Annotated in this window: 29 protein-coding genes; 14 read left to right on the top strand and 15 right to left on the bottom strand. The window is 57.7% G+C overall.

The genetic code is table 11. The annotated features are described in order from the left end of the window. The first annotated feature begins 7 nt into the window (after window positions 1-7). Window positions 8-460, top strand: coding sequence for a DUF1198 domain-containing protein (locus ABLV66_RS00210; protein ID WP_348877047.1), 453 nt, complete (start codon window positions 8-10; stop codon window positions 458-460). A 261-nt stretch (window positions 461-721) separates the two neighbouring features. After that, window positions 722-1,906, top strand: a complete 1,185-nt coding sequence (gene nepI / locus ABLV66_RS00215) for a purine ribonucleoside efflux pump NepI (protein WP_015369069.1) — start codon at window positions 722-724, stop codon at window positions 1,904-1,906. A gap of 5 nt (window positions 1,907-1,911) precedes the next feature. Here nepI and phnX read toward each other — a convergent pair whose 3' ends face one another. Further along, window positions 1,912-2,721 (bottom strand): phosphonoacetaldehyde hydrolase, encoded by an 810-nt coding sequence (gene phnX / locus ABLV66_RS00220; RefSeq protein ID WP_348877046.1) that lies wholly within the window; start codon window positions 2,719-2,721, stop codon window positions 1,912-1,914. Window positions 2,722-2,730: 9 nt separating this feature from the next. Then, entirely contained in the window at window positions 2,731-3,834 is a 1,104-nt protein-coding gene (phnW, locus tag ABLV66_RS00225; RefSeq protein WP_348877045.1) for a 2-aminoethylphosphonate--pyruvate transaminase, read from the bottom strand. A 141-nt stretch (window positions 3,835-3,975) separates the two neighbouring features. Between phnW and phnR the strand changes: the two genes are divergently transcribed. The 5 genes from phnR to phnV all read left to right on the top strand — a co-directional run bounded on the left by phnR (window position 3,976) and on the right by phnV (window position 8,666). Beyond that, window positions 3,976-4,695 carry a phosphonate utilization transcriptional regulator PhnR gene (gene phnR / locus ABLV66_RS00230; RefSeq protein ID WP_015369072.1) on the top strand — a complete coding sequence of 240 codons (720 nt, stop codon included), beginning with the start codon at window positions 3,976-3,978 and terminating at the stop codon, window positions 4,693-4,695. Window positions 4,696-4,874: 179 nt separating this feature from the next. Next, entirely contained in the window at window positions 4,875-5,888 is a 1,014-nt protein-coding gene (gene phnS / locus ABLV66_RS00235; RefSeq protein ID WP_348877044.1) for a 2-aminoethylphosphonate ABC transporter substrate-binding protein, read from the top strand. A gap of 5 nt (window positions 5,889-5,893) precedes the next feature. Further along, entirely contained in the window at window positions 5,894-7,006 is a 1,113-nt protein-coding gene (gene phnT / locus ABLV66_RS00240; protein WP_047065741.1) for a 2-aminoethylphosphonate ABC transport system ATP-binding subunit PhnT, read from the top strand. Then, entirely contained in the window at window positions 7,006-7,866 is an 861-nt protein-coding gene (gene phnU / locus ABLV66_RS00245; protein ID WP_047044680.1) for a 2-aminoethylphosphonate ABC transporter permease subunit, read from the top strand. Before phnT ends, phnU begins: the two co-directional genes overlap by 1 nt. Before the next feature lie 2 nt (window positions 7,867-7,868). Further along, the gene (gene phnV, locus ABLV66_RS00250) at window positions 7,869-8,666 is read left to right on the top strand and encodes a 2-aminoethylphosphonate ABC transport system, membrane component PhnV (protein WP_348877043.1); all 798 of its coding nucleotides are present in this window, start codon (window positions 7,869-7,871) and stop codon (window positions 8,664-8,666) included. A 226-nt stretch (window positions 8,667-8,892) separates the two neighbouring features. Here the strand turns inward: phnV and ABLV66_RS00255 are convergent, their stop codons facing one another. The 3 genes from ABLV66_RS00255 to ABLV66_RS00265 all read right to left on the bottom strand — a co-directional run bounded on the left by ABLV66_RS00255 (window position 8,893) and on the right by ABLV66_RS00265 (window position 12,201). Then, window positions 8,893-10,272: a carbohydrate porin gene (locus ABLV66_RS00255; protein WP_142425989.1), complete on the bottom strand. Its 1,380-nt coding sequence runs from the start codon at window positions 10,270-10,272 to the stop codon at window positions 8,893-8,895. Between the two features lie 277 nt (window positions 10,273-10,549). Continuing rightward, complete coding sequence (locus tag ABLV66_RS00260; RefSeq protein WP_045390501.1) at window positions 10,550-11,875, bottom strand: PTS sugar transporter subunit IIC; 1,326 nt, start codon at window positions 11,873-11,875, stop codon at window positions 10,550-10,552. Window positions 11,876-11,886: 11 nt separating this feature from the next. Then, window positions 11,887-12,201: a PTS sugar transporter subunit IIB gene (locus tag ABLV66_RS00265; RefSeq protein WP_015369080.1), complete on the bottom strand. Its 315-nt coding sequence runs from the start codon at window positions 12,199-12,201 to the stop codon at window positions 11,887-11,889. Window positions 12,202-12,494: 293 nt separating this feature from the next. Between ABLV66_RS00265 and ABLV66_RS00270 the strand changes: the two genes are divergently transcribed. Then, window positions 12,495-13,430, top strand: coding sequence for a LacI family DNA-binding transcriptional regulator (locus ABLV66_RS00270; protein WP_047047582.1), 936 nt, complete (start codon window positions 12,495-12,497; stop codon window positions 13,428-13,430). A 29-nt stretch (window positions 13,431-13,459) separates the two neighbouring features. Here the strand turns inward: ABLV66_RS00270 and ABLV66_RS00275 are convergent, their stop codons facing one another. The 5 genes from ABLV66_RS00275 to tnpA form a co-directional block, all read right to left on the bottom strand. After that, on the bottom strand, window positions 13,460-13,774 hold the full coding sequence (locus ABLV66_RS00275; protein WP_047078232.1) for a CcdB family protein: 315 nt from the start codon (window positions 13,772-13,774) through the stop codon (window positions 13,460-13,462). A 2-nt stretch (window positions 13,775-13,776) separates the two neighbouring features. Next, entirely contained in the window at window positions 13,777-14,010 is a 234-nt protein-coding gene (locus ABLV66_RS00280; protein ID WP_045390507.1) for a type II toxin-antitoxin system CcdA family antitoxin, read from the bottom strand. A 216-nt stretch (window positions 14,011-14,226) separates the two neighbouring features. Further along, complete coding sequence (locus ABLV66_RS00285; protein WP_045390509.1) at window positions 14,227-14,517, bottom strand: YicS family protein; 291 nt, start codon at window positions 14,515-14,517, stop codon at window positions 14,227-14,229. Window positions 14,518-14,618: 101 nt separating this feature from the next. Beyond that, entirely contained in the window at window positions 14,619-15,521 is a 903-nt protein-coding gene (locus ABLV66_RS00290; protein ID WP_015369087.1) for an EamA family transporter, read from the bottom strand. A 133-nt stretch (window positions 15,522-15,654) separates the two neighbouring features. Next, window positions 15,655-16,065, bottom strand: coding sequence for an IS200/IS605 family transposase (gene tnpA / locus ABLV66_RS00295; RefSeq protein WP_063416198.1), 411 nt, complete (start codon window positions 16,063-16,065; stop codon window positions 15,655-15,657). A gap of 46 nt (window positions 16,066-16,111) precedes the next feature. On the opposite strand from tnpA, the gene ABLV66_RS00300 reads away from it, so the two are divergent. Then, a complete protein-coding gene (locus ABLV66_RS00300) occupies window positions 16,112-17,203 on the top strand; it encodes an RNA-guided endonuclease InsQ/TnpB family protein (RefSeq protein ID WP_348877042.1) in 1,092 nt (363 codons plus the stop codon). 13 nt (window positions 17,204-17,216) lie between these two features. Here ABLV66_RS00300 and ABLV66_RS00305 read toward each other — a convergent pair whose 3' ends face one another. Further along, entirely contained in the window at window positions 17,217-18,122 is a 906-nt protein-coding gene (locus ABLV66_RS00305) for an AraC family transcriptional regulator (protein ID WP_348877041.1), read from the bottom strand. 116 nt (window positions 18,123-18,238) lie between these two features. Between ABLV66_RS00305 and ABLV66_RS00310 the strand changes: the two genes are divergently transcribed. Continuing rightward, the gene (locus ABLV66_RS00310; protein WP_348877040.1) at window positions 18,239-18,775 is read left to right on the top strand and encodes a carboxymuconolactone decarboxylase family protein; all 537 of its coding nucleotides are present in this window, start codon (window positions 18,239-18,241) and stop codon (window positions 18,773-18,775) included. A gap of 19 nt (window positions 18,776-18,794) precedes the next feature. Here the strand turns inward: ABLV66_RS00310 and ABLV66_RS00315 are convergent, their stop codons facing one another. After that, window positions 18,795-19,265 (bottom strand): nuclear transport factor 2 family protein, encoded by a 471-nt coding sequence (locus ABLV66_RS00315; RefSeq protein WP_316422752.1) that lies wholly within the window; start codon window positions 19,263-19,265, stop codon window positions 18,795-18,797. After that, a complete protein-coding gene (locus ABLV66_RS00320) occupies window positions 19,265-19,894 on the bottom strand; it encodes a pyridoxamine 5'-phosphate oxidase family protein (protein ID WP_348877039.1) in 630 nt (209 codons plus the stop codon). Before ABLV66_RS00320 ends, ABLV66_RS00315 begins: the two co-directional genes overlap by 1 nt. Window positions 19,895-19,933: 39 nt before the next feature. On the opposite strand from ABLV66_RS00320, the gene ABLV66_RS00325 reads away from it, so the two are divergent. Next, window positions 19,934-20,905 (top strand): LysR substrate-binding domain-containing protein, encoded by a 972-nt coding sequence (locus ABLV66_RS00325; protein ID WP_162183996.1) that lies wholly within the window; start codon window positions 19,934-19,936, stop codon window positions 20,903-20,905. On the opposite strand, the gene ABLV66_RS00330 is transcribed toward ABLV66_RS00325, so the two are convergent. After that, window positions 20,902-22,395, bottom strand: coding sequence for an MDR family MFS transporter (locus ABLV66_RS00330; RefSeq protein WP_348877038.1), 1,494 nt, complete (start codon window positions 22,393-22,395; stop codon window positions 20,902-20,904). The two genes, ABLV66_RS00325 and ABLV66_RS00330, sit on opposite strands and share 4 nt — an antisense overlap. A gap of 80 nt (window positions 22,396-22,475) precedes the next feature. On the opposite strand from ABLV66_RS00330, the gene ABLV66_RS00335 reads away from it, so the two are divergent. After that, window positions 22,476-23,123 (top strand): TetR/AcrR family transcriptional regulator, encoded by a 648-nt coding sequence (locus ABLV66_RS00335; RefSeq protein ID WP_348877037.1) that lies wholly within the window; start codon window positions 22,476-22,478, stop codon window positions 23,121-23,123. A 166-nt stretch (window positions 23,124-23,289) separates the two neighbouring features. Here ABLV66_RS00335 and ABLV66_RS00340 read toward each other — a convergent pair whose 3' ends face one another. Further along, window positions 23,290-23,706, bottom strand: a complete 417-nt coding sequence (locus ABLV66_RS00340) for a GNAT family N-acetyltransferase (protein WP_049061460.1) — start codon at window positions 23,704-23,706, stop codon at window positions 23,290-23,292. A gap of 273 nt (window positions 23,707-23,979) precedes the next feature. Here ABLV66_RS00340 and murQ point away from each other — a divergent pair, with 273 nt between their 5' ends. Both murQ and murP read left to right on the top strand, forming a co-directional pair. Then, window positions 23,980-24,882 carry an N-acetylmuramic acid 6-phosphate etherase gene (murQ, locus tag ABLV66_RS00345; protein WP_015369100.1) on the top strand — a complete coding sequence of 301 codons (903 nt, stop codon included), beginning with the start codon at window positions 23,980-23,982 and terminating at the stop codon, window positions 24,880-24,882. A 24-nt stretch (window positions 24,883-24,906) separates the two neighbouring features. Beyond that, on the top strand, window positions 24,907-26,340 hold the full coding sequence (murP, locus tag ABLV66_RS00350; RefSeq protein ID WP_047047603.1) for a PTS N-acetylmuramic acid transporter subunit IIBC: 1,434 nt from the start codon (window positions 24,907-24,909) through the stop codon (window positions 26,338-26,340). Window positions 26,341-26,359: the final 19 nt, after the last annotated feature.

The raw sequence follows: 26,359 nt of genomic DNA on the forward strand, positions 1-26,359 counted from the left end.
AGGATGCATGATCTGGATAGGACTGGCCACCCTGATAGTGGTATTTGTTGTGGGATTTCGGGTGCTTACCTCTGATTCACGCCGCGCGATTCGTCGCCTGAGCGAACGCCTTGGCATTACGCCTGTTCCGTTGGAATCGATGATCGATCAGCTGGGAAAAACCGCCGGTAATGAGTATTTGCGTTACCTGGAGCGGCCGAATGAAGCACATCTGCAGAATGCCGCGCAGGTGCTGCTCATCTGGCAGGTTGCGATTGTCGACGCCAGCGAAAAAAACCTGCATTACTGGTATCGCCTGATGCAAAAAGCGCGATTAGCGGCGCCGATTACCGACGCGCAGATCCGCCTGGCGCAAGGTTTTCTGCGCGAACTGGACCCGGATGTGATCGATTTACATAACCTACAGCAGCGCTATAACGACCTGTTTCTCCCGGAAGGCGGCGTGCACTGGCTGCACTGATCTCATTGTTATCCGGCCTGTGGTTCATCGCTTTTGTGTGCCGGATGGCGGCTGCGCCTTTTCCGGCCTACGGTTTCCGCACTCGTCACTTGTAGGCCGGATAAGCGTAAGCGCCATCCGGCAGAATGACGAGGCCTGTATTCTCAGGCTACGCTTTTGTAGTACGTTATGAAAAGCGAGAAGAGTTGCGAAAACGTTAAGTACGTCACATACAAAATGTTACACTGCGCAGCTTTCCGCCACTTTCTTCGCAGGTCACTCATGAGTCATTCAAATGAAACCAAACCCCATGCACGCGATCTCGCGCGGCCAAACTGGTCGGCGGTCTTCGCGGTTGCTTTCTGCGTCGCCTGCCTGATTACCGTCGAGTTTTTGCCGGTCAGCCTGTTAACGCCGATGGCGCTGGATTTAGGCATCTCCGAAGGGATGGCCGGGCAGTCGGTGACGACGACGGCATTCGTCGCGATGTTTTCCAGTCTGTTTATCACCACGGTTATCGGCAAAACCGATCGCCGCTACGTGGTTATCCTGTTTTCGCTGCTGCTGACGCTATCCTGCCTGCTGGTATCGTTTGCCGATAGCTTCACCCTGCTGCTGCTGGGACGCGCCTGTCTGGGCCTGGCGCTCGGCGGTTTCTGGGCGATGTCGGCATCGCTGACCATGCGTCTGGTGCCGATGCGCGTGGTGCCGAAAGCGCTATCGATTATCTTCGGCGCGGTATCAATCGCGCTGGTGATCGCCGCCCCATTGGGCAGTTTCCTTGGCGGGCTTATCGGCTGGCGCAACGTCTTTAACGGCGCGGCGGTGATGGGCGTGCTGTGTACGCTCTGGGTGCTGAAAGCGCTGCCGTCGCTGCCGGGTGAATCGGCGGCTCAGCAGCAAAATATGTTTGGTCTGCTGAAGCGTCCGGGGGTGATGGCCGGGATGTGCGCCATTTTCATGGCCTTTGCCGGACAGTTCGCCTTCTTTACCTATATTCGCCCGGTTTACATGACCCTCGCCGGTTTTGACGTCGACGGCCTGACGCTGGTGCTGCTGAGCTTTGGTATCGCCAGCTTTATCGGCACCTCGCTCTCCTCGGTAGTGCTGAAGCGCTCGGTCAAAGCGGCGCTGGCGATTTCGCCGCTGGTGCTGACAGCCTGCGCGGCGGCGCTGGTACTGTGGGGAGAAAGCAAAATCGTCGCCTCGACGGTGGCGATTATCTGGGGCTTCGCGTTTGCGCTGATCCCGGTGGGGTGGTCAACGTGGATCACCCGTTCGCTCTCCGATCAGGCGGAAAAAGCCGGGTCGATTCAGGTGGCGGTGATCCAGCTTGCCAACACCTGCGGCGCCGCGGTCGGCGGTGTTGCGCTCGACCACTTAGGGCTGCTGTCGCCGCTGGTGTTGTCAGGAATATTAATGCTGTTTACCGGCCTGCTGGTGACGACCAAAGTGAAGGTGAATTAACCCGCTTACGGCCGTTCGCCTTTTGCCAGCCGGGCGTTGATGTCGGCAATCACTTCTGGCAGATCCGCCAGGGTATCAACCACATAGTGAGCCCCGGCGGCATACAGTTTGCCTGCCGCCCGCTCGCGACGGGTGGCGATTTCCTCTTTCGACATCGCCTGGTACTCCTCCCAGGTAGCGCCGAATTCGTTACCGGACACCGCCAGGCCGACGCTCCACATTCCGGCATGTAACCCTTCGCTGATGCCCGGTGCGGCGTCGTCGACCTTCACGCAGTGGGCCACATCGTCTATGCTCAGGGTAATCACGTTCTGCAGCGCCATCCACGGGCCCGGACGACCGCCGACGGCAAGATCATCGGTGGCGACCCAGTGGTCCGGGGCGTAGCCCTGGGCGGCGGCGGCCGGTACCAGCTTTTCCATCACCGGGCGCGGATAACCCGAGCAGGAGCCAATCTTCAGACCCTCGGCGCGTAGCGCGGCGATGGTGTCGACAACGCCGGCAATCGGTGCGGAAAAATCGACAACCTTAGCGATTTGCAGCGGCATAAACGCGGCATAGATCGCATCGATATCGGCGGCAGTCATCGCGCGGCCAAATTTGGCCTGCCAGCGGCTATCGACAGCAGGGAGTTTGCCCAGCGCCTCAATGTGCTGCCACTTGCCAAGCCCCATTGGCACGCGGGCCTCTTCAAGGGTGATCTCAATATCGAAGGCCTGGCGGAAGGCCTCGACGAAAATTTGCGTCGGGGCGAAAGAGCCGAAGTCTACGGTGGTGCCTGCCCAGTCAAGGATCAGTGCGCTAATACGGTTCATGGCGGTTCCTTATTGTTTCCAGTACATGGCGTTGTCGATAGCCGCCAGCAGGGCGGTGATATCGGCGTCGTAGACTTCGCCAATGTTGCCGATGCGGAAGCAATCGCTTTGCGATACTTTGCCCGGATAGATAACGAAGCCCTGATCTTTCAGCTTCTGGTAGAAAGTGTGAAAGCGGTACTGCGGCGCATCCGGAGAATAAAAGGCGGTAATAATCGGCGAATGCAGGCTATCGTCGAGCAGCGGCCGGAAGCCGAGCGCGCGCATTCCGGCGACCAGCCGGCGCTGGTTGTTGCGGTAGCGCCGATGGCGGGCGCTGACGCCGCCCTCCTGCGCCAGCTCTTTCAGCGCCTGGGCGAAGGCCAGCACGGTATGGGTCGGCGAGGTGAAGCGCCACTTACCGTGGTTATCTTCCATGCAGCGCCACTGGGCGTACAGATCCAGAGACAGCGAGCGCGAACGGCCTTTGCAGGCGGCCAGCTCCGCTTCGCGGGCAATCACGAAGGCAAAGCCCGGCACGCCCTGAATGCATTTGTTGGCGGAGCTTATCAGGTAATCAATATTCAGCGCGGCGATATCCAACGGAATGCCGCCAAAGCTGCTCATCGCATCGACGATATAGCGTTTATCGTACCGTTTCGCCAGTTCGGCCACCTCTTCGATCGGATTGAGCATGCCGGTGGTGGTTTCGCTATGTACCATCGCGATATGGGTGATCGCCGGGTCGTTCTGCAGGATCTGTTCGATCGCCGCCGCGTCCGGACGGGAGACTTCGCCGCAGTCGTAAGGGTGGCAGGCGATACCCATCAGCTGCGCCATCTCAATCATACGCGCGCCATAGGCGCCATTGCTGACGATCAGCACTTTGCCCTGTTCGCCGATGACGCTGCCGAGTACCGCTTCGACCGCGTAGCTGCCGCTACCCTGCAGCAGCACCACCGTATAACCGTCGGCCGGGGTAGCCAACTGCACCAGCTGCTGGCGAATGGTCTGTACCACGCCGAGATTGTAATCATCATCCCAGGTACAGCTATCGAACAACATCGCCTCTTTCACCGTACGGGAGGTGGTTAGCGGGCCGGGAGTCAGCAGCAGGTAGTTCCGTGAAGTCATTTGTCTCACCATTTGGTCTATACCAGATTTATATTTATCATGGAGACAAAGCCGGGGCAGGGTCAAAGGAAATGTGGCGCTGCAACAAAAAATTCATCTGGCTATGTATAATGAGCGCACGAAAAGTGGCAGTGAGTAAACATGAAATCACCCTCTGGCGAGATGCCGCAATACCTGATGATTAAGGCGCAGCTGCAGGCGCGTATTCAAAACGGCGCCCTCAAAAGCGGCGACAAGCTGCCTTCCGAGCGCGAGCTGTGCGCGCTGTTCAACACGACCCGGATTACGGTGCGTGAGAGCCTGGCGCAGCTGGAGGCCAGCGGCGTGATTTACCGCGCCGACCGCCGCGGCTGGTTCGTGACGCCGGAGCGTCTGTGGTTGGATCCGACGCAAAATACCAACTTCCACAAGCTGTGTCTCGAGCAGGGGCGCGAACCGAAAACGGTGCTGCTTGAAGGACGCTTAACCGCCGTGCCGTTGGACGTGATGGCCCCGCTGGCGCTGCAGCCCTTCGATCAGGTTTACCTGCTGACGCGTCTGCGATATGCCGACGGCCGGCCGGTGTGCTACTGCGAAAACCACTGCCTGCCCGCGCGGGTGCCTGAGCTGCTGCGCCACGATCTCAACGGCAGTCTGACCGAGATTTATCAAACTCAGTACGACCTGATCTATACCAGTATGCATCTGTCGTTTTATCCCACCTCAATGCCGCCGCAGGCCGCAGAAGCGTTGGGGGTGATGGAAGGGCGCCCGGCGCTGCTGTTGCGCCGTCTGAATTACGATCAACACGGGCGTATTCTCGATTACGATATTGAATACTGGCGGCATGACAGCCTGCGGATCGAAGTCGATACCCATTGATTTTATTAGTTAAATTTTTTGATCTCCCCGGTGGCGCTAGCGCGTGCCGGGGCTATGCACTTCCCCTCGTTTTAACTCTTTCGACACACTTCTTTCATCGTTTTGTCATAAACCCCCGGTAGCGTGAAGGCAAATCTGGTCTACACCAGAATAACTGACTATCCGATGAGGCTTAAACGATGAAACTCTCCCGAAGTGCTCTGCTGTCCCTGTTCGCGCTGACCAGCTCTCCGGTTTGGGCGGACGGCGTCGTCACGGTTTACTCCGCCGACGGCCTGCATGACGGCGATAACAGCTGGTATCAGAGCCAGTTCGACGCCTTCACCAAAGCGACGGGCATCAAAGTGCAGTATGTGGAAGGCGGCTCCGGCGCGATTGTGGAACGTCTGGCGAAGGAGCGTACCAATCCGCAGGCTGACGTGTTGGTTACGGTGCCGCCGTTTATCCAGCGCGCCGCGAAAGAGCAATTGCTGGCAACCTTTACCCCGCAAGGTAGCGCGCAGATCCCCGGCGCTAACGACCGCTACGCGCCGCTGGTGAACAACTATCTGACCTTTATCTATAACGGCCAGTTGCTGAAAAGCGCGCCGGCCAGCTGGCAGGATCTGCTGGATAGCCGCTACAAGAACAAGTTGCAGTACTCCACGCCGGGGCAGGCGGGCGACGGTACCGCGGTGATGCTGCAGGCGTTCCACAGCCTCGGCGGTAAAGACGCCGGTTTTGCGTATCTGGGTAAGCTGCAGGCCAATAACGTTGGCCCATCGGCCTCGACCGGCAAGCTGACTGCGCTGGTCAATAAAGGCGAGCTGTACGTCGCCAACGGCGATTTGCAGATGAACCTGTCGCAGATGGCGCGTAACCCGAACGTTAAAATTTTCTGGCCGGCGGATGATAAAGGCGAGCGCAGCGCGCTGGCGCTGCCCTACACCATCGGGTTGGTACAGAACGGACCGAACAGCGAAAACGGCAAGAAGCTGATCAATTTCCTGCTGGATAAACCGGCGCAATCCAGCGTCAGCGCGCGCTCCTGGGGCCTGCCGGTACGCAGCGATGTGGCGCCGGATGACGCTAACTTTAAGGCGGCGAAAGCGGCGCTCGACGGCGTGAAGAGCTGGGAGCCGAACTGGGATGATGTCGCGGTATCGCTGTCGGCTGACATTGCCCGCTGGCACCAAGTGACCGATAGCGAGTAAGCCTGATGTTGATGAAAACCACCGTCACTTCTTCCCCGTCGCTGGCGGGGACTTCCGGGATCACCCTGGACTCGCTGCGCGTTTCATACCACGGCAACGTGGTCTTAAAACCGCTGTCATTGACCATTGAACCCGGTGAGGTGCTGGCGCTGATTGGCCCTTCCGGTTCCGGGAAAACCACGGTGCTGCGGGCGATTGCCGGTTTTGTGCAACCGGCTGGCGGTCGGATCTTGATTGGCGACACGGACGTCACCCAGCTGCCGCCGTACAAACGCGGGCTGGCGATGGTGGTGCAGAACTACGCGCTGTTTCCGCATATGAAGGTGGAAGATAACGTCGCCTTCGGCCTGCGGGCGCAAAAGCAGCCCAGGGGGCTTATCGCCGAGCGGGTGACTGAAGCCTTAAAAATCGTCGGTATGGCGGATTACGCCACCCGCTACCCGCATCAGCTTTCTGGCGGCCAGCAGCAGCGCGTCGCGATAGCCCGCGCGATTGCCGTGCGTCCTCGGGTACTGTTGCTTGATGAACCGCTGTCGGCGCTGGATGCGCAAATTCGTCATAACATGGTGGAAGAGATTGCCCGTCTGCATCGCGAACTGCCGGAACTGACCATTCTCTACGTCACCCACGATCAGACCGAAGCGCTGACCCTGGCGGACAAAATCGGCATCATGAAAGACGGTTCGCTGATCGCCCACGGCGAAACGCACGAGCTGTACCACTATCCGCCGAACCGCTTTAGCGCCGAATTCCTCGGCCGCGCCAATATCCTGCAGGCGACGGCGCTGAAAGACAGCACCGAGCCGGGGCTGGTTAGCGTGAGCTGTGGCGGCGGCCTGATTAACGCCTTCAGCCGGGGCGGCCTGCATGGCAACAACAAGCTGTTATGCATTCGCCCGCAGCACATGAGCCTGGCGCCGCGTTCAGCGATGAGTAATCGTCTCAACGCCACCCTGACCTCGATACACTGGCAGGGCGATCTGACGCATCTGCTGTGCGACGTCGCGGGCGAAGCGGTGCGGATCGTCATGACCCACGTAAACCCACTGCCGCGCGCGGGGGACAAGCTGGCGCTCTACTTCGAACCTGGCGATGCGGTTCTGATCGAGGTGCAATAATGGCGCAAACCCTAACGCTCGCGCGTCCGGCGCGAAACTTACGCCCTTACCTGTGGCTGGCGTTGCCGCTGCTGGTGCTGGCGACGCTATTTTTCTATCCGCTACTGCTGATCGCCGAACAGGCGTTACGCGACGCCAGCGGCAACCTGAGCCTCGAGACTTTCTGGCAGGTGATTGACTCAAAACGCTTTATTGGCGCGCTGCTCAATACCTTACAGATTGCGGTGTTCGCTACCCTTGGCTGCCTGGTACTCGGCAGCGTGCTGGCGCTGATTCTGGTGTTTATTCCGTTCCCCGGCAGCCAACTGGTGAGCCGGGTCATTGATACGTTTATCGCGCTGCCGACCTTCCTGATTACCCTCGCATTCACCTTTATTTACGGCTCGGCGGGGCTGCTCAACGGCACCCTGATGTCGTTGTTTGCTTTTGAGCTGCCGCCGGTGGACTTTCTCTATTCGATCAACGGCGTGATTCTGGCGGAGATCACCGTCTTTACGCCGCTGGTGATGCGCCCGCTGATGGCCGGACTGCGGCAGATAGATAAGAGCCAGCTGGAAGCGGCGAGTATTCTCGGCGCCCATCCGCTACGGGTGATTACCCAGGTTATCTTCCCGGCGGCGCTACCGGCGCTGATGGCGGGCGGCAGCCTGTGCCTGCTGTTGACCACTAACGAGTTCGGTATCGTGCTGTTTATTGGCGCCAAAGGGGTTAATACCCTGCCGATGATGGTCTACAGCAAGGCGATTCTGGAGTCGGATTACAGCGTGGCCTGCATGATTGCGCTGATTAATATTCTGCTGTCGCTGGGGCTGTTTATGCTCTATCGGCTGGCGGCGGCGCGCACTGGCGTAAGGAGTTAACGATGTTGATTTGGTCGCGTAAAGGCCGCGCGGCGGCGGGCGCGCTGGCGGTGACGCTATTTGCCGGCGTTTTCCTGCTGCCGCTGGCGGTGATTTTACTCTCCAGCCTGAGTAAACAATGGAACGGCCTGCTGCCCACCGGCTTTACCTTTGCTCACTTTGTTAACGCCTTTCGCGGTGCGGCGTGGGATTCGCTGTTTTCGAGCCTGATGGTGGGTTTCTGCGCCAGCCTGTTGGCGCTGCTGTGCGGGATGTGGGCGGCGCTGGCGCTGCGCCAGTATGGCGCGACGCTACAGAAATATCTTGGCCTGGCGTTTTATCTGCCCAGCGCTATCCCCTCGGTTTCCGTCGGGCTGGGCATTCTGGTGGCATTTAGTCAGGGACCGCTGCAGATGAACGGTACTTTTTGGATCGTCCTGGTGGCGCACTTTGTACTGATTTCCGCCTTTACCTTCAGCAACGTAACGACCGGGCTGGCGCGGATTTCCGCCGATATTGAAAACGTCGCCTCAAGCCTGGGCGCTTCGCCGTGGTATCGCCTGCGCCATGTGACGCTGCCGCTGATGACGCCGTGGATGATTTCAGCGCTGGCGCTGAGCCTATCGCTGTCGATGGGAGAGCTAGGGGCAACGGTGATGATCTATCCGCCGGGCTGGACGACGCTGCCGGTGACCATTTTCAGCCTCACCGATCGCGGTAATATCGCCGATGGCTCGGCGCTGACCATTGTGCTGGTGGGCGTCACGCTGCTGTTGATGATGAAGCTTGAGCGCATCGCCCGCCGATTAAGCCAGAGATAATTTGTACCCGGAGCTGTAGCCCGGCTCAGCGTAGCGCCAGCCGGGAATCGGATTGCCTCAGCGCTGTAGCCCCGGTAAGCGGCAGCGCCACCGGGGATTTTGAGGCCGCCAACACCGGCAGTTTCAGCCAGCATGGTGAATAAATTAAAGGCAGGCCGCACGGACCGTAGGCCGGATAAGGCATTTATGCCGCCATCCGGCATAAATGCGGACACAGGTTATTGCCTCAGAACCATGCCTCAAACATGCCGCCGATGTTTAACGAATCCAGCCGCTCGTCGCTGGTGCCGTCTACTTTCGCGGTGTGCTCGTTATCCACCTGGCCGCCGGTAACATAGAAGCGCAGCATCGGGCGGAACTCGGGCCCCATGCCGATGGCGATGTTCTGCGACAGCGTCAGCTTCCAGCCGTGGTTATCCCCGCCCTGGTCGTAGTCAACGCGCTGGTAGCCCGCTTCCAGCCACGTCGAGTGAACGTCGTTCCAGAAGTACATTGGCCGGACGATCGCGCCGTAGTTTTTACGGTTATCGGTATTGTCCTTGCCGTTGTCGTAATCGTGGAAGGCCAGCAGATACTCGATCTGCGCCTGCTGGGTGAACTTATGGCTGCCCTCGAAGCTGGCGTAGACCGTGGTCAGGTCATCGGTCTTGTTGTAGACGCTGTTATCCGAGTTGTCGGAGTAGCGCAGAATAACTTTGTTCACCCCGCTGTCGTTGGTATGGCTCAGTACCAGCCCGCCCTGCCAGGCATCGAGGCGCGCGTCGCTGTCCACCGCTTTTGAGTCAAAGCCGTAGTTGGCATATACCTCGACGTCGATCGGCCCGGCCTTGATGTTGTGGGTTTTGGTGGTCAACGCGTAGTGGCCGTTGTCGCCGGTATCGGAGCTGCCGGTACAGGTGATGCGCGACGGGTTGGTCTCGTCGGCCATCACTTCCGGGCTACAGGATTTCACCTGCGACACCGTCGCCACGTCGAACTGCACGCCGCCGATATCGAAGTTCTTCACCCCGGCGCCCTGGCCGTCGTGGTTCATCCAGAAGTAGTCGTTGATCCCCTGTTGCGGGCGCTGGTGGAAGTCGCGGCCGGCCCAGATATAGGCATTGGGGTTAGATTCGAGGACGTTGGTGACGCCGACGTAGGCTTTTTTCAGGTTAACCTCGTCGCTCCAGTGGTCAAACATGACGTTGAGATCCCAGATGGCCCCCTGCGCGCTTTTGAACGCTTTGCTGATCTGGAATTCGCCGCCGTTGCTTTCATTACCGAGACGGCCGATCGCCGAGGCGCCGTTATAGGAGCCGTCGACGCCGACATATTTCTGGTCGCCGGTCTGGAAGTGGGCGCCATAGCGGGCGTAACCGCTAAATTTCAGGCCGAAGGGGATCGCCAGATCCGGCGAAGCCGCGGTGGTTTGCGGGTTGGTCATCACGTCGACTTTTTTATTGGCGGCGGCGTCGATTTTGGCCTGGCGGTCGGCCAGCGCTTTATCGACGGCTTTCGCGACGATGGCGTCGATCTGCTCCTGGGTAAACTCCTGCGCCAGTACGGAAATTGGGCACAGCGCGGCGATAACCGCCATGGCCAATGGCAGCTTTTTAACTGTATTCATGGTTATCTCACTTTAATAATTAATATATGCAGACAATAACCGCCCCATTCTGGTTAAAATAAAAATAACCAAAATAAGCTGATTTGTTTTTTCAGGGTACAGCTACGCCGGAGAATAAATATCTTATTCTCAGTGGCGAAAGTTAATGACTAATACAGATGGATTAATTTATTTGAAAATAGATCATAATATTTCCTGAGGTTATTGAGTTTATAATCAGGTCATTTGGCGAAAATCCCTTTTCCGCATAAATTCATATTTTCAGGTAAGACAATAATTACTGGCTAACGGCTCCGGCGACAGCTGCAACGCTTTTCGCCTTTTCCACTTCATTCTTTATTAATGAACGCTCATAGGCACGCAGGAATGGCAGATAAATCACCGCCGACATCACCATGCAGATAACGCACATCACCACCGGGCTTAAGGTCCAGTTAGCCGCCCACGAGGCGCCAATCGGCGCGGGCGTCGTCCACGGCGTCAGCGACACCACCTGGCTCAGCCAGCCAAGACGGGTTGCGCCGTAAGCCAGCACCGCGTTAACCATCGGCACGCAGACGAAGGGGATAAACATCATTGGGTTCATGATGATCGGCGCGCCGAACAGAATCGGTTCGTTGATATTAAAGAAGCTCGGCACGATGCCCATTTTGCCGATAGTCCGCAGATGCGTGACCCGGCTACGCAGCAGCAGGAAGGCCAGCGGCAGGGTCGAACCGACGCCGCCAATCAGCAAATAGTGATCCCAGAAGCCCTGCAGGTAAACGTGCGGCAGCGCCGCGCCGGCCGCCAGCGCCGCCTGGTTTGCCGACAGATTGGCCATCCAGAACGGGTTCATAATGCCGGTGACGATAAGCGAGCCGTGAATACCGGCGAACCAGAAAATCTGGCACATCAGCACCGACAGCAGAATCGCCGGCAGCGAATCGGAAGCGGAGACCAGCGGTTCCAGCAGATGCATAATCGCCTGCGGCAGGATCATGCCGGTTTGCGCTTCAATGAACAGGTTGAGCGGATGCAGAGTACCGATGACCACCAGTACCGGAATGAGGATCTCAAATGAACGGGCGACGCCGGTCGGCACCTCTTTCGGCAGGCGAATGGTCACGTTGTTTTGCTTAAGCCAGGCGTAAACGCGGGTGGAGTAGATGGCGGTGATCAGCGCGGTGAAAATGCCCTGGCCGGATAAATACTGAGTAGAAATTTTGCCATCGGCATAGGGCGCGGCGACCAGCAGGAAGGCCATAAACGCCAGCAGGCCTGACATGACCGGATCGAGCTGGAACTGGCGTCCGAGGCTGGCGCCGATGCCGACCGAGATAAAGAAGGTCATGACGCCCATGCTGAGATTAAACGGCAGCATCAGCTGTTCACGGTACTGCTGGGAAAAATCCAGCCAGCCGCGGGCAAAGCCGTTAGTGGTCTCCGGCGAGAAAGGCGGAAAGATAAATACCAGCATGAAAGAGCCGATGATCATGAACGGCAATGCGGCGGTAAAGCCATCGCGGATGGCGATAACATATTTCTGTTGCCCAAGGCGTCCTGCCAGCGGAGTAATAGACTGCTCGATCACGGCAATCATCGACTGATACAGAGAACTCATTTGAACACCTCTTAGTGCGCCGCGGCGATCAGCGACAGGGCATAATTCAGAACGTTATCTCCCCGCTGCATTCCGTAATCCATCGTATCGATAGGCTGGACGGGAATATTCAGGGGAGCGGCTTTCTCGCTAAGCATTTTCAGCATGTATTTGACCTGCGGGCCAAGCAGCACCACCTGGTATTGCGGAAACTGCATATCAAATTCGGCAACGCCATAGGCGTCAATCTGCACCGGCAGGTCGCGTTCCTTTGCGGCATCCACCATTTTCCTCACCAGCAGGCTGGTGGACATTCCGGCGGAGCAGCACAGCATAATCTTGTACATCGACGGTTTTCCTCATATGTAAAAAGTTATTGCGAGGATGATTTGATATCAGACGGAAACCGGTTTCCATTTATAAAAAACAGAACTGTGAGCGCGGTCAATAACTCATCGTTAGCGGCCTTACTAATTAGATTTTGCTCACAAAATAATGTCGATTTGGCGTGGTTTTTTGCCAAAATGGAAAATCGGTTTCCAAATAAAAAAGGAAACGGCTATACTGCCGCTGGTTATAATTGAAGCGATTCAGGACACAGCGTTACAGGGGCCTAACCGCGCCTGCCAGGGGAAAAAAGATGTCGACAATCAATGATGTATCACGGTTAGCCGGGGTATCGAAAGCCACGGTTTCGCGCGTGCTCAGCGGTTCGCGCGGGGTAAAAGAGGCCAGCCGCCAGGCGGTGCTCCAGGCGGCGGAAACGCTTAACTACCGGCCCAATATGATTGCCCAATCCTTACTGAGCCAGTCGACGGGCTGTATCGGCGTGATTTGCGCGCAGGACAACATCAATCAGACCACCAGCTATCTCTACGCCCTGGAAAAACAGCTCAGCCAGCATCAGAAGCATCTACTGCTGCGCTTCGCCAATAACCGCGGCGACGTATTAAGCGCGCTGGATGAACTCACCTGTGGCCTGTGTGATGACGTGCTGATCATCGGCGCGCGCTTTCCGCTGCAGATCGAGCGCCCCGATGTGGTGCTGATTGATTGTCTGGAAAGCGATGGCGAGAACAGTATTCAGTTTGATCACGCCTTCGCCGCGGAAACCGCCTGTCATTATCTGATTAATCAGGGGCGGCGGCAGATTGCGCTGATCCATCCGCAGGGGAGCGGCTTTGCCGACCAGGTGCTGCTGGGCTATAAGCATGCGCTGGAGAAGAACTTCCTGCCGTTTAATCGCAACCTGGTCTTCCTGGACTGCCCCTCGTCGTCGGTGGCGGTGCAGGAGCTGATGAATAACGCCACTACCCTGAACTTTAATGCGCTGTTGGTGAGCGATGAACTGCAGGCGCAGCGGGTAGTGCCGCAGCTGCAGGCGTTTAACCGCGCGGTGCCGGAAAAAGTAATGGTCTTCAGTCTCGCGGGTTCGCTGCAGATGCCGGGTATTCCAACCATCCCGGCGATTGAGTATTCGATGGATGCGATGGCTTCGCGGATCGTCAACTGGCTGATCGGCAAAAGCCCGCAGCCCGGCGGCAGCCTGCTGCGCGGCGACTTAATTATTCCCTAGAGGTGCGGAGATATTCTAAACATGCGTATCTAAATGCCATCAAGCATGAAATCGAGCGCTCCTTTAATAGCGTTGCGGTATCCGCTCGCATCGCAAAACTCGACCCCTAAGGCTTTAACAGGAATGGTTGCCGCTTCGTGTGTCATCAAAACGTATTTTTTCCCGTCAACCAAAGCCAGTATCGGGTTTAAACGCTCCGGCGCGGGATTAACACCGAGTCGCTCAACGGGCATTAACGGGATCGCTAAGCGGCGATTAATGTCGCCAATAATGTCACTGGTAACATCAATTAAAAGTGGGAAGGCCGGGTTTTTACTGGTACTTCTGTAGACATAATATTGCACTGTCAAAAACTCCGATATTCATCAGAAAAGCATCCGGTCTCTTCCCCTAAAGCATTCATTGCAGCTATTGCTTCAGCATTAGCTTCGCGCCAACGCAGGGCAGCATGTTTTTTCAGCTCAGCATCAAGCGCTGCGGCTAATGTAGCGCTCATATTTACACCGGCTTCGCGCGCACGATTGAGTAAATCCCGTTCGAGAGTGACGGTCACGTTTTGCGTTTTACGTTTTACAGTCATGATGAGATCTCCAGTGAGCAGATATGTGGAGCTTACACTTATACTGACGCGATCGCTACCTGGCGGCCTCTGATAGCTCATCGCGATAAAACATATTATTTAGGAGATACGGTGAGGGTAACGCCCTCATGGGACGTAAAGCCTGAGTCCGGCGAAGTACCGAACTCAGGTGAGGATAATTTGGAGTGGCAACGGTTTTCCTGATAATTCAGCCCGTTATTTACCCGGGCAGCGAATTTTATCAATGGCGGCCAGATAGCCTTTTTGATTATTGCGCTCTTTCGCCAGCGTCGCTTCGCGAACGTAACTCTGGTTGTCTTTCGAGGCGAGGATTTTATTGGCGAAATCGTTATCGCTGAGGGTGCTCGCCGGGGCGCATTTTTCCTTCACCGCTTTCAACACCTGCTGTTTTTGCTGCTCAAACTGCAGGCTTTGCAGCGGCGATTCGGCCCACGCCGCGCTGGCGCTAAGGGCAGTAACCAGACACAACATCCAACACGCTTTCATGGCGCTTCTCCTTCACTTTTCGCTTCAGTCAACTATATGCGCAGCAGGTGAATTGCGCAAATGTTAGACATTTTTTGTTGTTTAAAATCAGACGATTGCTATTACGCCGCGCGTACCCGCCGCCGGGAATCCACCGCGATAAGAATGACCGAAGAGAGAATCAACAGCGTCCCCAGCCAGTCCGGCAGAGTAAAGGTAATGCCCAACAGCAAGAGAGAGAGCAGGGCGCTGCTCAGCGGCTCGGCGCAGCTGAGGATCCCGGCTTTTGCGCCGCCAATTTTCTGAGCGCCGTTGAGATACAGGCTGAAAGTCAGCGAGGTGCCGATCACCACGAGATAGAAAAACGCCAGCAGCAGACGGCCGTTCACCACAAAGTTCGCGCTCTGGCTGCCATAAAACGGCAATAGCATCGCCCCGCCAATCAGCATGCTCCAGCCGACGATCGGCAGCGTGCCGTAGCGGGCGATAAGCGTTGAGGGATAGGTGGTATAAAACGCCGCCGCGAAGGCAGAAGCGATCCCCCAGAACAGCGCCGCCGGCGAGATGGAGAGCGAGGTCGGGTTGCCGTGGGTGACCAGCAGGAAGGTGCCGGCAAGCGAGGTGCCAATCGCCAGCAGCACAAAGGGACTGGGCCGCGCCTTACGCGCCAGCGCGAACCAGGCGACGATAATCGTCGGCGACAAAAACTGTAGCACCGTGGCGGTGGCGGCGTTCGACTTCTCGATAGTCATCAGGAAGGTGTACTGCACGGTTAACGCGCCGACCAGCGAGAAAAACAGCAGGCTAAGGGCATCTTTGCGGTTTTGCATGACGCGGAAAATTTTGTCGCCGTGAACGAAAGCGAGCATCAGCAAAATCAGCCCGGCGAACAGCAGGCGGATCATGGTCAGATAGGGCGATGACATCTGACTTTGCTGCATAATGTACTGCGCGCAGACCCCGGAACTGCCCCACAGGACGGCGGCGATCAATACGTTCAACATCCCTCTTTTGCTGGAACCCATTTTTCCCTCGCGTGAAATAGCGCAAAGCAGGAATCATAGCACGGCGGCGACGCGGCGCGTGTTTTACCAGGGGTTTCGCGGAAAGCCCCTTCCTTTGAGGTCGGGGATGTAGAGCGAAGCGCCCGCCAGGGCGCTAATGAGGCCGGTTCTGATCCTCAATGTATTTCTTAATCACTTCAAGGGGCGCACCGCCCACGCTGCCAGCGAAATAAGACGGCGACCATAGAGCGTCTGACTTCCAGGCGGGTTTATGCAGGTCTGGATGATGCAATTTCATCTTGCGGCTGCTAACCCCTTTTAGGCTGTTAACTAGCTTGCTGATTGATACCTTCGGCGGGAAGTTAAGCAGCATGTGAACGTGATCCGACTCACCGTTAAACTCCACCAGTTCGCATTCAAACAGCTCGCAAACGTTGCGACAAATCCCCTCAAGCGTTTCCAGGTGCGCTTCATTAAAGACACGCCCGCGATACTTCGTTATGAAGATTAAATGACAGTGCAGCATGAAAACGCAATGTCGCCCCGTTCGATATATTAAGTCCATAGACCAACCTTGCAAAAGTGATTTTATGCGAGTAGCGTAGCTCGTTATGAGCATTCAGACCAAAACTTTATCAGTCAGAGTTAAAGACTGCCACGCCGCCGTTTTGCGGCAGATGGCCTTTGAGGTCAATCAGGTCTTTAATCTGGCAAACGAGATAACCAGCGAGGCATACAGCAACGCTGGCGTTTTTGGTGCGCAGGTTCCAAAGTGGTTAACCGCGTTTGATGTTCAGAAGATGACAACCGGCATACAGCGTGAGCGCGGCTATTCCATCGGCAGCGCTACAGTGCAGGAAGTGATCGCTCACCACGGCAAGGCGCGGAAACAGTTCAAGCGTTCCCGCCTGCGCTGGCGCGTCAGTGGCGGCGCTCGCCGTTCGCTGGGCTGGGTGCCGTTCAAATCAAAGCAGGCGAAGTGGCAAAACGGCTGCGTTAAGTTCGCCGGGCACTACTTTAAAGTTTGGGATAGCTACGGTCTTGCGGGCTACAAATTCCGCGCAGGCAGTTTTTCCGAAGATAGCCGAGGGCGATGGTACTTCAATATCTGCGTAGAGGTTGCGACCGTCCATACCACGGGCGCGACCGCTGTCGGCATAGACCTCGGGTTAAAGGATACCGCCACGGTATCCGATGGCAGCAAACTGATCGCCGGTCGTTTTTATCGCGACCTGCAACCAGCATTAGGCAAGGCGCAACAGGCAGGCAAAAAAGCCCGTGTACGCGCCATCCACGCCAAAATTAAGAATCGCCGCAAAGATGCCCTGCACAAGTTCAGCACGGCGCTGGTAAACAGCCATGCGGCGATATTCGTAGGCGATGTGAGCAGCAGCAAGTTAGCCAAAACCAAAATGGCTAAAAGCGTCCTGGACGCTGGCTGGGCGATGCTCAAAACACAACTGGAATATAAAGCGATTGCGCGCTCAGTGGTGTTCGAAGTGGTCAACGAAAGGTATTCCACCCAGGCTTGTTCGTGTTGCGGGGCTATCTCCAACAACAGTCCGAAAGGTAGAGCAGGTTTGCGAATAAGAGAATGGACTTGTTGTGAGTGCGGAACCGCTCATGATCGCGACGTTAACGCCGCAAAGAACATTCTCGCGGCAGGACATTGCCGTCTAGCTGTAGGAATCCCCGTCCTTTAGGACGGGGAGGATGTCAATGCCGACGCCACTCGCCCGGCGTCATGCCGTAGTGTTTTTTAAAGGTTTTCGCAAATGAAGCCTGTGATTGAAAACCGCAGCGTTCGGCAATCACTTCCAGCCGCGCCTGGCGATCGAGATGCAGCAGGCGAGCGGCCATCGCCATCCGCAGTTGCGACAGCCACGCCTGCGGCGTCAGATGATAGACGCGGGCAAAATGACGGGCGAAGGTGGCGCGCGATAAAAACGCCCGCGCCGCCATGCTCTCGATAGTCCACGGCTGTTCCGGCGCGGCCAGCACCGCGAGAACGGCCGGCATCAGCCGCGCATCGCTCATCAGGCGCAGCAGGCCGCCCGGCGGCTCCTGCGCGCCGAGCAGGGTACGTAACAGCAGCACCAGCAGCGTATCGCCAAGGCTGCGCACGATAGCGCTACCGCCGGGATGTTCCGCCAGGCTTTCGCGTACCAGCACGTTAAGCAATATATCCAGCTCCGGGCAATCTTCGCGCTCGTCGGTGTGTAAATGGATAAGCTCCGACTCTTCGGCGAACAGCCAGTTGACGTGCGGGCCGAAGTAAAACTCGCCGCACAGCATCTCCAGCGCGTCGCTTTCCACGGCGGTACGCACTTCCGTTAGCGTGCCGTTAAAGCGATGGGCGACGGGCAGTACCTGGCCCCACTCCACCAGGCTCTCCATCAGATGCGGCGAACCGTGCGGCAGCAGGATCACGTCGCCGGCGCGCATGTGGCGGGTTTGATGACCGACGGTTAGGCGCCCTTCGCCGCGCAACACAAAGTGCCACGGCACCACGCCCGCTCGCATTTGATCGTGTCCGGCCTGCCAGCGGCCGCCGAAACGGCAATGCAGATTCACTTCGCAACGCGGGGCCAGCAGCGTCAACAGATGGCTCAAACTATCCATGCGACTCCTGAGACGATAAGACAAAAAAATGAGACGAAGAGCGCCAGTCTAGCACGCCGCCGACCACTAAGATGTCTCCATTGCCACAACATACCCTCAAATAACAGGAGTACACCATGAGCCGTTTAGCCGATATCCGTGAACAAGATGCCACCGGGAAAGCCGCCGATATTTTCGCCGGAATTAAAAAAGCGATGGGTAAAGTGCCGAATGCCTATCTGACCATCGGCGGCCACTCGCCGGCGGCGCTGCAACAGGCGCTGGCGCACAACGCGATGCTGCATAAAAGCAGCCTCAGCGCGCAGGAGCTGGAAGCGATTAATTTATCGGTCAGCGAAGCGACCGGCTGTGATTACTGCCTGGCCGCCCATACCCTGATGGCCAAAAAAGCGGGCTTCAGCGGCGAGCAAATCCACGCCCTGCGCCGCGGCGTGTATACGGAAGATGCGCGCCTGGACGCGCTGGTGAAATTCGCCCAAACCCTGGTGACCACCACCGGTATGCTGCCGGAAGCGGACGTCGCCGCGCTGCGTCACGCCGGTTTTAGCGACCAGCAGGTGATTGAGATCGTCAGCGCCGTCAGCGCCATCCTGTTCACCAACATGGTGAACCGGGTTAACGACACGGTAGTGGACTTCCCGAAAGCCGATTAACCCGTCGTCGCGCGCCTGTTTACAGTCCCAGTTCGCTTAGCCCCGGATGATCGTCAGGGCGGCGACCCTGAGGCCAGTGGAACAGGCGCTCGCTTGCCGCGATCGGCAAATCGTTAATGCACGCGTAGCGCGTGGACATTAGGCCGTGCTCATCAAACTGCCAGTTTTCATTGCCGTACGAACGAAACCAGTTGCCGCTGTCGTCGCACCACTCATAGGCGAAGCGTACGGCGATGCGATTATCCTGCCATGCCCATAGCTCCTTAATCAGCCGGTATTGCAGCTCTTTACGCCATTTTCGCTGCAGAAACTCCACGATTTGCCCCCGTCCGTGGACAAATTCGCTGCGGTTGCGCCATTCGCTATCCACGGTGTATGCCAGCGCGACTTTTTGCGCATCGCGGCTGTTCCAGCCATCTTCGGCGGCGCGCACCTTTTGCGCGGCGCTGTCGCGGGTAAACGGCGGTAACGGGGGACGTTGTTCGCTCATCAGGACTCTCCTTTTGGGGATAATTGTTGCTGCAGGCGCTGATTCTCCTGCTCCAGTTCATGAATACGCTCTTGCAGGCTCTGGCTGTATTCCGCGACCTGCTGTGCGCTGTAGCGCGGCGTAATGTGCTGCGGGCAGTTCCAGTCAAAAGCCTGCAGATGAAAACGAAACAGGCGTTCGATGCGGGCGCGGTAGTTTGCCGGCGTCACTAACGCCAGCAGCTCAGGCTGCTCTTCCGCCGCCAGCACCTCGACGGTGGCGTAGATTTTCAGCCTGGCACGGCGCGGGTAATCCATCAAAAACAGGCAGGCCCGGTCGCTGCCGCGCAGGTTGCCGGTGGTGATGTACTGGCGATTACCGCCGAAATCGGCCATGGCCAGCGTGGTGTCATCCAGCAGGCGCAGAAAACCCGGCGAGCCGCCGCGATGCTGAATGTAGGGCCAGCCGCTTTGCGACACCGTCGCCAGATAAAAACTGTCGCGGGTGGCGATCATCCCCTCTTCGCTGGCGCCGAAGCGATCCGCCTGACGGCGGCTGTGCGGCGTTTGCCACAGCTGGTCGCTGCCCATTTCATGTTGCACATCCATGACATCCGGGGTGATCGCGATATCGAGAAAGGTTGCTGCCATAACGCCTCCTGAAGGTAGGGGGCTATCATGGACTGTGCTGTGAAAAATGATAATACTGCTTATCTGGTAATCATCTTTCCGGATAACGGGAGAATAATGGACCGATTAAGCGCTATGGCGCTGCTGGTGAAAGTCACTGAACTGGGCAGTATGTCGGCGGCGGCGCGGGCGCTGAATACGCCGTTGACGACCGTGAGCCGTAATATCGGCGAGCTGGAGAGCGCGCTGGGAGTCCGTTTATTGACGCGCACTACCCGTAAACTCACCCTTACCGATGCCGGCGTCGATTATGTCGCCGCCGCGCGGCGGATCCTCGAAGAGGTGGAAAACGCCGAACGCCGGGCAACGGGTGAATACCAGGAGCCGAAGGGCGAGCTGGTGATCTCCGCGCCGACCATGTTTGGTCGCCAGCACGTTCTGCCAGTTATTAGTGAATTTATCGCCCGTTATCCGCAGATTCGCGTACGTTTGTTACTCAGCGACAGTAATGCCGATCTGGTCGGTGACCATATCGATCTGGCAGTACGGATTGGTGAACTGGCTGATAGCAGCATGGTGGCCACCCGGCTGGGCGCGATGCGCATTGTAGCCTGCGCCCATCCCGCGCTGTTGGCGAAATACGGCGAACCGCAGCGTCCGCGCGATCTGGCGGCGCTGCCGATCATCCGTATTGAATCGCCGATGCCCTATCGCGGCTGGCGCTTTCGCGCCGTTGAACGGGAAGATCAGCTGATTAATCTGCCGCCGGTGTTGGCCGTCACCACGCCGGAGAGCGCCGCCGATGCCGCCCGGCTGGGCGTTGGGGTGGCCCGCTTGCTGCACTATCAGGCGCTGGATGGCCTGCGCTGCGGGGAACTGCGTCTGCTGCTGGAAAGCGTCGAGCCGGAGCCCGCGCCGGTTCATTTGTTATATACCGCGCGGGAGCTGGCGCCGCTTAAGCTGCGGAAATTTATCGATTTTGCCGCGCCGGCGCTGCGCCAGTCCTTGCTGCGTATTGCCGGGGCCGCTTAATGCGCCGCGCTTTTCAGCGGCGCCTCCTTCAATAGCCAGGAAAGAACAAACGCGACGGCCATAATGCAGGCCGCCATCAGGAACGCCGCATGGATCGCCGCGCCGAAGGCGTCGAGATAATCGAGGCGGATCGCCGTTGGCAGATGCTGTACCGCCACCGGGTTCATGGCTGGCGGCAGCGCCGCGCCCTCCGGCAACAGTTTCTGCAGGTTATTTTGCAGCACATGGGTAAAGACCGCGCCGAACAATGCCACGCCGATGGAGCCGCCAATTGAGCGGAACAGGGTCACACCGGAGGTTGCGACGCCGTACATCTGCGCCGGCATTGCGTTCTGTACCGCCAGCACCAGTACCTGCATCACCAGCCCCAGGCCCGCGCCGAGCACGCCGGTAAACAGGTATAACTGCCACATCGGCGAATGAATGGTGATACGGGTCAGCAGCACCATGCCGGTCACACCGAGCAGGGTACCGATAATCGGGAAAATCCGGTATTTCCCGGTGTGGCTAATCATCCGGCCGCTGATGATCGAGGTCAGCAACAGGCCGCCCATCAGCGGGATTAATTGTAACCCGGCCTCGGTTGGCGTCGCCTCTTTCACCACCTGCAAATAGAGCGGCAGGAAAGTGACCGAACCGAACAGCGACATGCCGATAACAAAGCCAATCAGGCTGCACAGCAGGAAGCTGCGGTTGCGGAATAGCGACAGCGGAATAATCGGCTCGACGGCGATCCGTTCTTCATAGATAAAGCCGATGATCCCCACGATGCCGAAGGCCAGAATGCACCACAGCTGCGGATCATTCCACGCATGGACGCTGCCGCCTTCCGAGGTAAACAGGATGATGCACAACAGCGCCATGCTGAGGTAAATCGCCCCCAGCCAGTCAATCTGATGCTGGCTACGTTTGTTGCTGCTGTGGAATACCGCGCCGATGACCAGTAGTGCGAACAGGCCCAGCGGCAGGTTGATATAGAAAATCCAGCGCCACGAGGCGTGCTGTACCAGGAAACCGCCGATCAGCGGGCCGATAACCGTCGCCAGGCCGAAGACGCCGCCGAACAGCCCCTGATAGCGTCCGCGGTTGGCGGGTGGGATAACGTCGGCGACCGCCGCCATGCTGATCACCATCAGGCCGCCGCCGCCGAGCCCCTGTAGCGCGCGCATCAGCACCAGTTGCGTCATGTTCTGCGCCAGCCCGCAGAGCGCGGAACCGGCAAGAAACAGCACGATCGCCACCTGCAGCACGATTTTACGCCCGAACAGATCGCCGAATTTACCGTACAGCGGCACTACGATGGTCGAGCTGAGGATATAGGCGGTGACCACCCACGAGAGTTTATCCAGCCCGCCGAGCTCGCCAACGATAGTAGGCAAGGCGGTGGAGACAATGGTCTGGTCCAGCGCCGACAGCAGCATCACCAGCAGCAGGGCGCTGAACAGCAGGCGGATTGACGGCGCCGGTTGGCTTGCGACTTCAGATGTCATTGCATCACTCGCTTGAAATTAATTAAATGCATAATTAATATTTAGGGAAATGATGAATCGGGTCAAGAGATCGCCAACATATGCCAGCACAAAAAGCTAATGAAGCGCCGCGCCGCCCTGGTCGGCCACGCGGTAAAAAGCCGGGAACCGCTAACCGCGAGCAGTTGATCGATATCGCCCTGGCGCTGTTTGCTCGTCACGGCGCGGCCCGCGTGTCGCTAAATGCCATTGCCAAAGAGGCCGGGGTGACGCCGGCGATGCTGAATTACTATTTTACGTCGCGGGAAGCGCTGATTGAGAATTTGCTGGAAGAGCGCTTTATGCCGCTGCGCAACGATATCAGCTGCATATTTGTCGACCATCCGCAGGATCCGGTGACGGCGTTGACGATGATGGTTGAGACCCTGGCGGACATGGCGGAGCAAAATGCCTGGTTTGCGCCGCTGTGGATGCAGGAGATCATCGGCGAGATGCCGATGCTGCGCCAGCACATGGATGCGCGCTTCGGCGAGGAGCGTTTTCAGGTGATGCTGGAGACGGTTCGCCGCTGGCAGCAGGAAGGGAAAATTAACCCGGCGCTGGCGCCGGAGCTGCTGTTTACCACGGTGATTAGCCTGGTGCTGGTGCCGTTCTCGCGCATCCATAGCGATCCGCGTTTACAGGCGGTAACCCGGCAGACCATTGTGAGCCACGCGCTGGCGTTAATGGGCCACGGGGTCGGCGGTTAAGGTGTTAATTCAGATGCCGACACTGCTTCTGCGTTATGACTCTCCTGGCGCAGGGATTTTCCCGGAGGCGGCGCGTTGCGCCTTGTCCGGGCTACCTAAGAACTGTAGGCCGGATAAGGCGTAGCCGCCATCCGGCGCAAAAGTCGCGCCTTATCCGCGGTTATCGTTACAGCGCTTTCGACAAGTAGTGCCGCTGCATACCCGCGTGCGGGAAATCGGGCAGCGACATCTGCAACTGATAGCCTAATTTCTGATAAAACGGCAGCGCCTGGAAGCTAAAGGTATCGACCAGCAAATGACTGCAGCCCAACGCCTGCGCCTGCTGTTCCGCTTCCTGCATAAGCTCGCGGCCCAGACCGTTGCCGCGCGTCGCTTCACTCACCCACAGGTATTCGATACACAGCCAGTTGCCTTTGCGTTTGGCGATAAGCCCGCCGCGCATTACCGCTTGCTCATCGCGGGAGTAAATGCCCAGATCGCCAAACTGAGCTGCGTCGAGATACTGCTGATTATACTGCCGTAGGCCGGCAAACAATTCTTGTTGATCGTCGGGATTAATGCTTTTTGTAATTATTAGAGCCATTAAGTTTCTCCAGTTGCGCGGTTTCCAGGTCGGTTTAAGCCTTCTTACTGTCACAAAACAGGCTGATTTCCTCCATTAATTTTTGTGATTGCAGAGTCGTCAAACCCTTTCTGTTCGGCCAAATATCCGTTTTGTAATAAAATATTCCATCCTGACTACCGCAATATGTCTACTATTTCCCTATTATCCCCAGCGTATTAATCGTGATACTCTTCACATGAATGGAATAAAAAATTCCTTATACTGCGCGCAACTGAGAATAACGAGGTTTTTATGAGTATCGACCTGAGCAAACTGCTGACCGAACGACGCAACGCCAACAGCGCCAACATTGACACCCTCTCCACTGTCGACATGCTGACGGTGATAAACCAGGAAGATCAGCAAGTGGCGCAGGCGATAACGCCTTACTTGCCGCAGATAGCGGAAGTCGTGGATAAAGTGGCGGCGGCGCTGCGGGCCGGGGGACGGCTGATTTACATCGGCGCCGGCACGTCGGGGCGTTTGGGTATTCTGGACGCCAGCGAATGCCCGCCGACCTTTGGCACCCGTCCGGAACAGGTGGTGGGGATTATCGCCGGCGGACATAAAGCGATTCTGAGCGCCGTGGAAAACGTGGAAGACAATAAAGCGCAAGGGGCGATGGACCTGCAGAACCTTAACTTCAGCAACCGCGATGTGCTGGTGGGGCTGGCGGCCAGCGGGCGTACGCCGTACGTCATTGGTGCGATGGAATACGCCCATAGCCAAAATGCGTTTGTCGCTATCGTCAGCTGTAACCCGCACGGTGAAATGGCGCAGCTGGCGGATGTCGCAATTACCCCGGTGGTCGGCCCGGAAGTGGTTACCGGATCGACCCGCCTGAAAGCCGGCACCGCGCAGAAGCTGGTGCTAAACATGATCTCCACCGGGGCGATGATCCGCATCGGCAAGGTCTACAGCAACCTGATGGTGGATGTCGAAGCGACCAACGCCAAGCTGATTGAGCGCCAGGTGTCTATCGTGATGGAAGCGACCGACTGCGATCGCGCCACCGCGCAGAATGCGCTGGATGCCTGTGGCCGCCACTGTAAGACGGCGATTGTGATGGTGTTGGCTGACTTAAGCGCCGCAGAAGCGCAGTCGCTGCTGGCGAAAAACAACGGTTATATCCGCAAGGCGCTAAGCAACACCTGAGCGCCGACAGACAGGTAACAGGCAATGGCAAAAATAACGAAAGAGATGATAGCGCGGATCCTGGCTCACGTCGGCGGGGCCGCAAACGTGGCGCAGGCGGGTAACTGCATGACGCGCCTGCGCTTGACCCTGCGCGATGAAAGCCTGGCCGATAGCGCCGCCATTCGCCAGATTGACGGCGTGATGGGGGTTATCGTCAGCGATGAACAGTTCCAGGTGGTATTAGGCCCCGGCAAGGCGCAGACCGCCGCGGAAATGATGAACGGCCTGATGGATGCGGCGCCGCAGGCAGCCGCCTCGCTGGCGGATGTGGCGGCGGAAAAAAAGCAGGCGCTGAAGAGCAAACAGACCAGCGGGGTACAGAAATTTCTCGCGAAGTTCGCCACTATCTTTACGCCGTTGATCCCCGGATTCATCGCCGTCGGTCTGCTGCTGGGCTTTGCCACGTTGGCGGAACAAATCTTCGTGCTGGAGAACACGCACCCTAACGCCAGCCTGGTGGCGCTGATTGGCTACATGAAGGTATTCAGCAAAGGGATGTTTACCTTCCTGAGTATCTTGATTGGCTATAACGCTCAGAAAGCCTTCGGCGGTTCGGGCGTGAACGGCGCGATTATCGCCTCGCTGTTCGTGCTGGGCTACAACCCGGAAGCAACCAGCGGATTCTACGCCGGAATTTCGACCTTCTTCGGCCACGGTATCGACCCGCGCGGCAATATTATCGGCGTGCTAATCGCCTCGATTCTTGGCGCGTGGGTGGAGCGTCAGGTGCGGCGGATAATGCCCGCTAACCTCGATATGATCCTCACCTCGGCGGTGACGCTGCTGATTATGGGCGCGGTGACCTTTACGGTGATTATGCCGATTGGCGGCTGGCTGTTTACCGGTATGTCGTGGCTGTTCCTGCATCTTAACGGCAATCCGTTTGGCTCGGCGGTGCTGGCCGGGCTGTTCCTGCTGGCGGTGATGTTCGGCGTGCATCAGGGGTTTGTGCCGGTCTATTTTGCGCTGGTGGATGCGCAGGGCTTTAACTCGCTGTTCCCGATCCTGGCGATGGCCGGGGCCGGGCAGGTGGGTGCGGCGCTGGCGCTGTTCTGGCGCGCGAAGCGCGATTCGCTGCTGCGAACCCAAATCAAAGGGGCGATTATTCCGGGCTTCCTCGGTATTGGCGAACCGCTGATTTACGGCGTAACCCTGCCGCGTATGAAACCGTTTATTACCGCCTGTATCGGCGGCGCCTGCGGCGGTTTCTTCGTGGGCCTGATTGCCTGGCTGGGGTTGCCGGTCGGCCTGAACACAGTGTTCGGCCCCTCGGGGCTGGTGGCGCTGCCGCTGATGACCTCCGGAAGCGGAATTTATGCCGGGATGGCGGTGTACGCCGGCGGTCTGGCGGTTTCGTATCTATGCGGTTTTGTGCTCACCTGGCTGTTCGCCAGCAAAAACGTCGACCTGAGTTAAGCGTATTTCCCCGGCTACG

Source organism: Klebsiella sp. CN_Kp073, assembly GCF_040065495.2.
Taxonomy (GTDB): Bacteria; Pseudomonadota; Gammaproteobacteria; order Enterobacterales; family Enterobacteriaceae; genus Klebsiella; species Klebsiella aerogenes.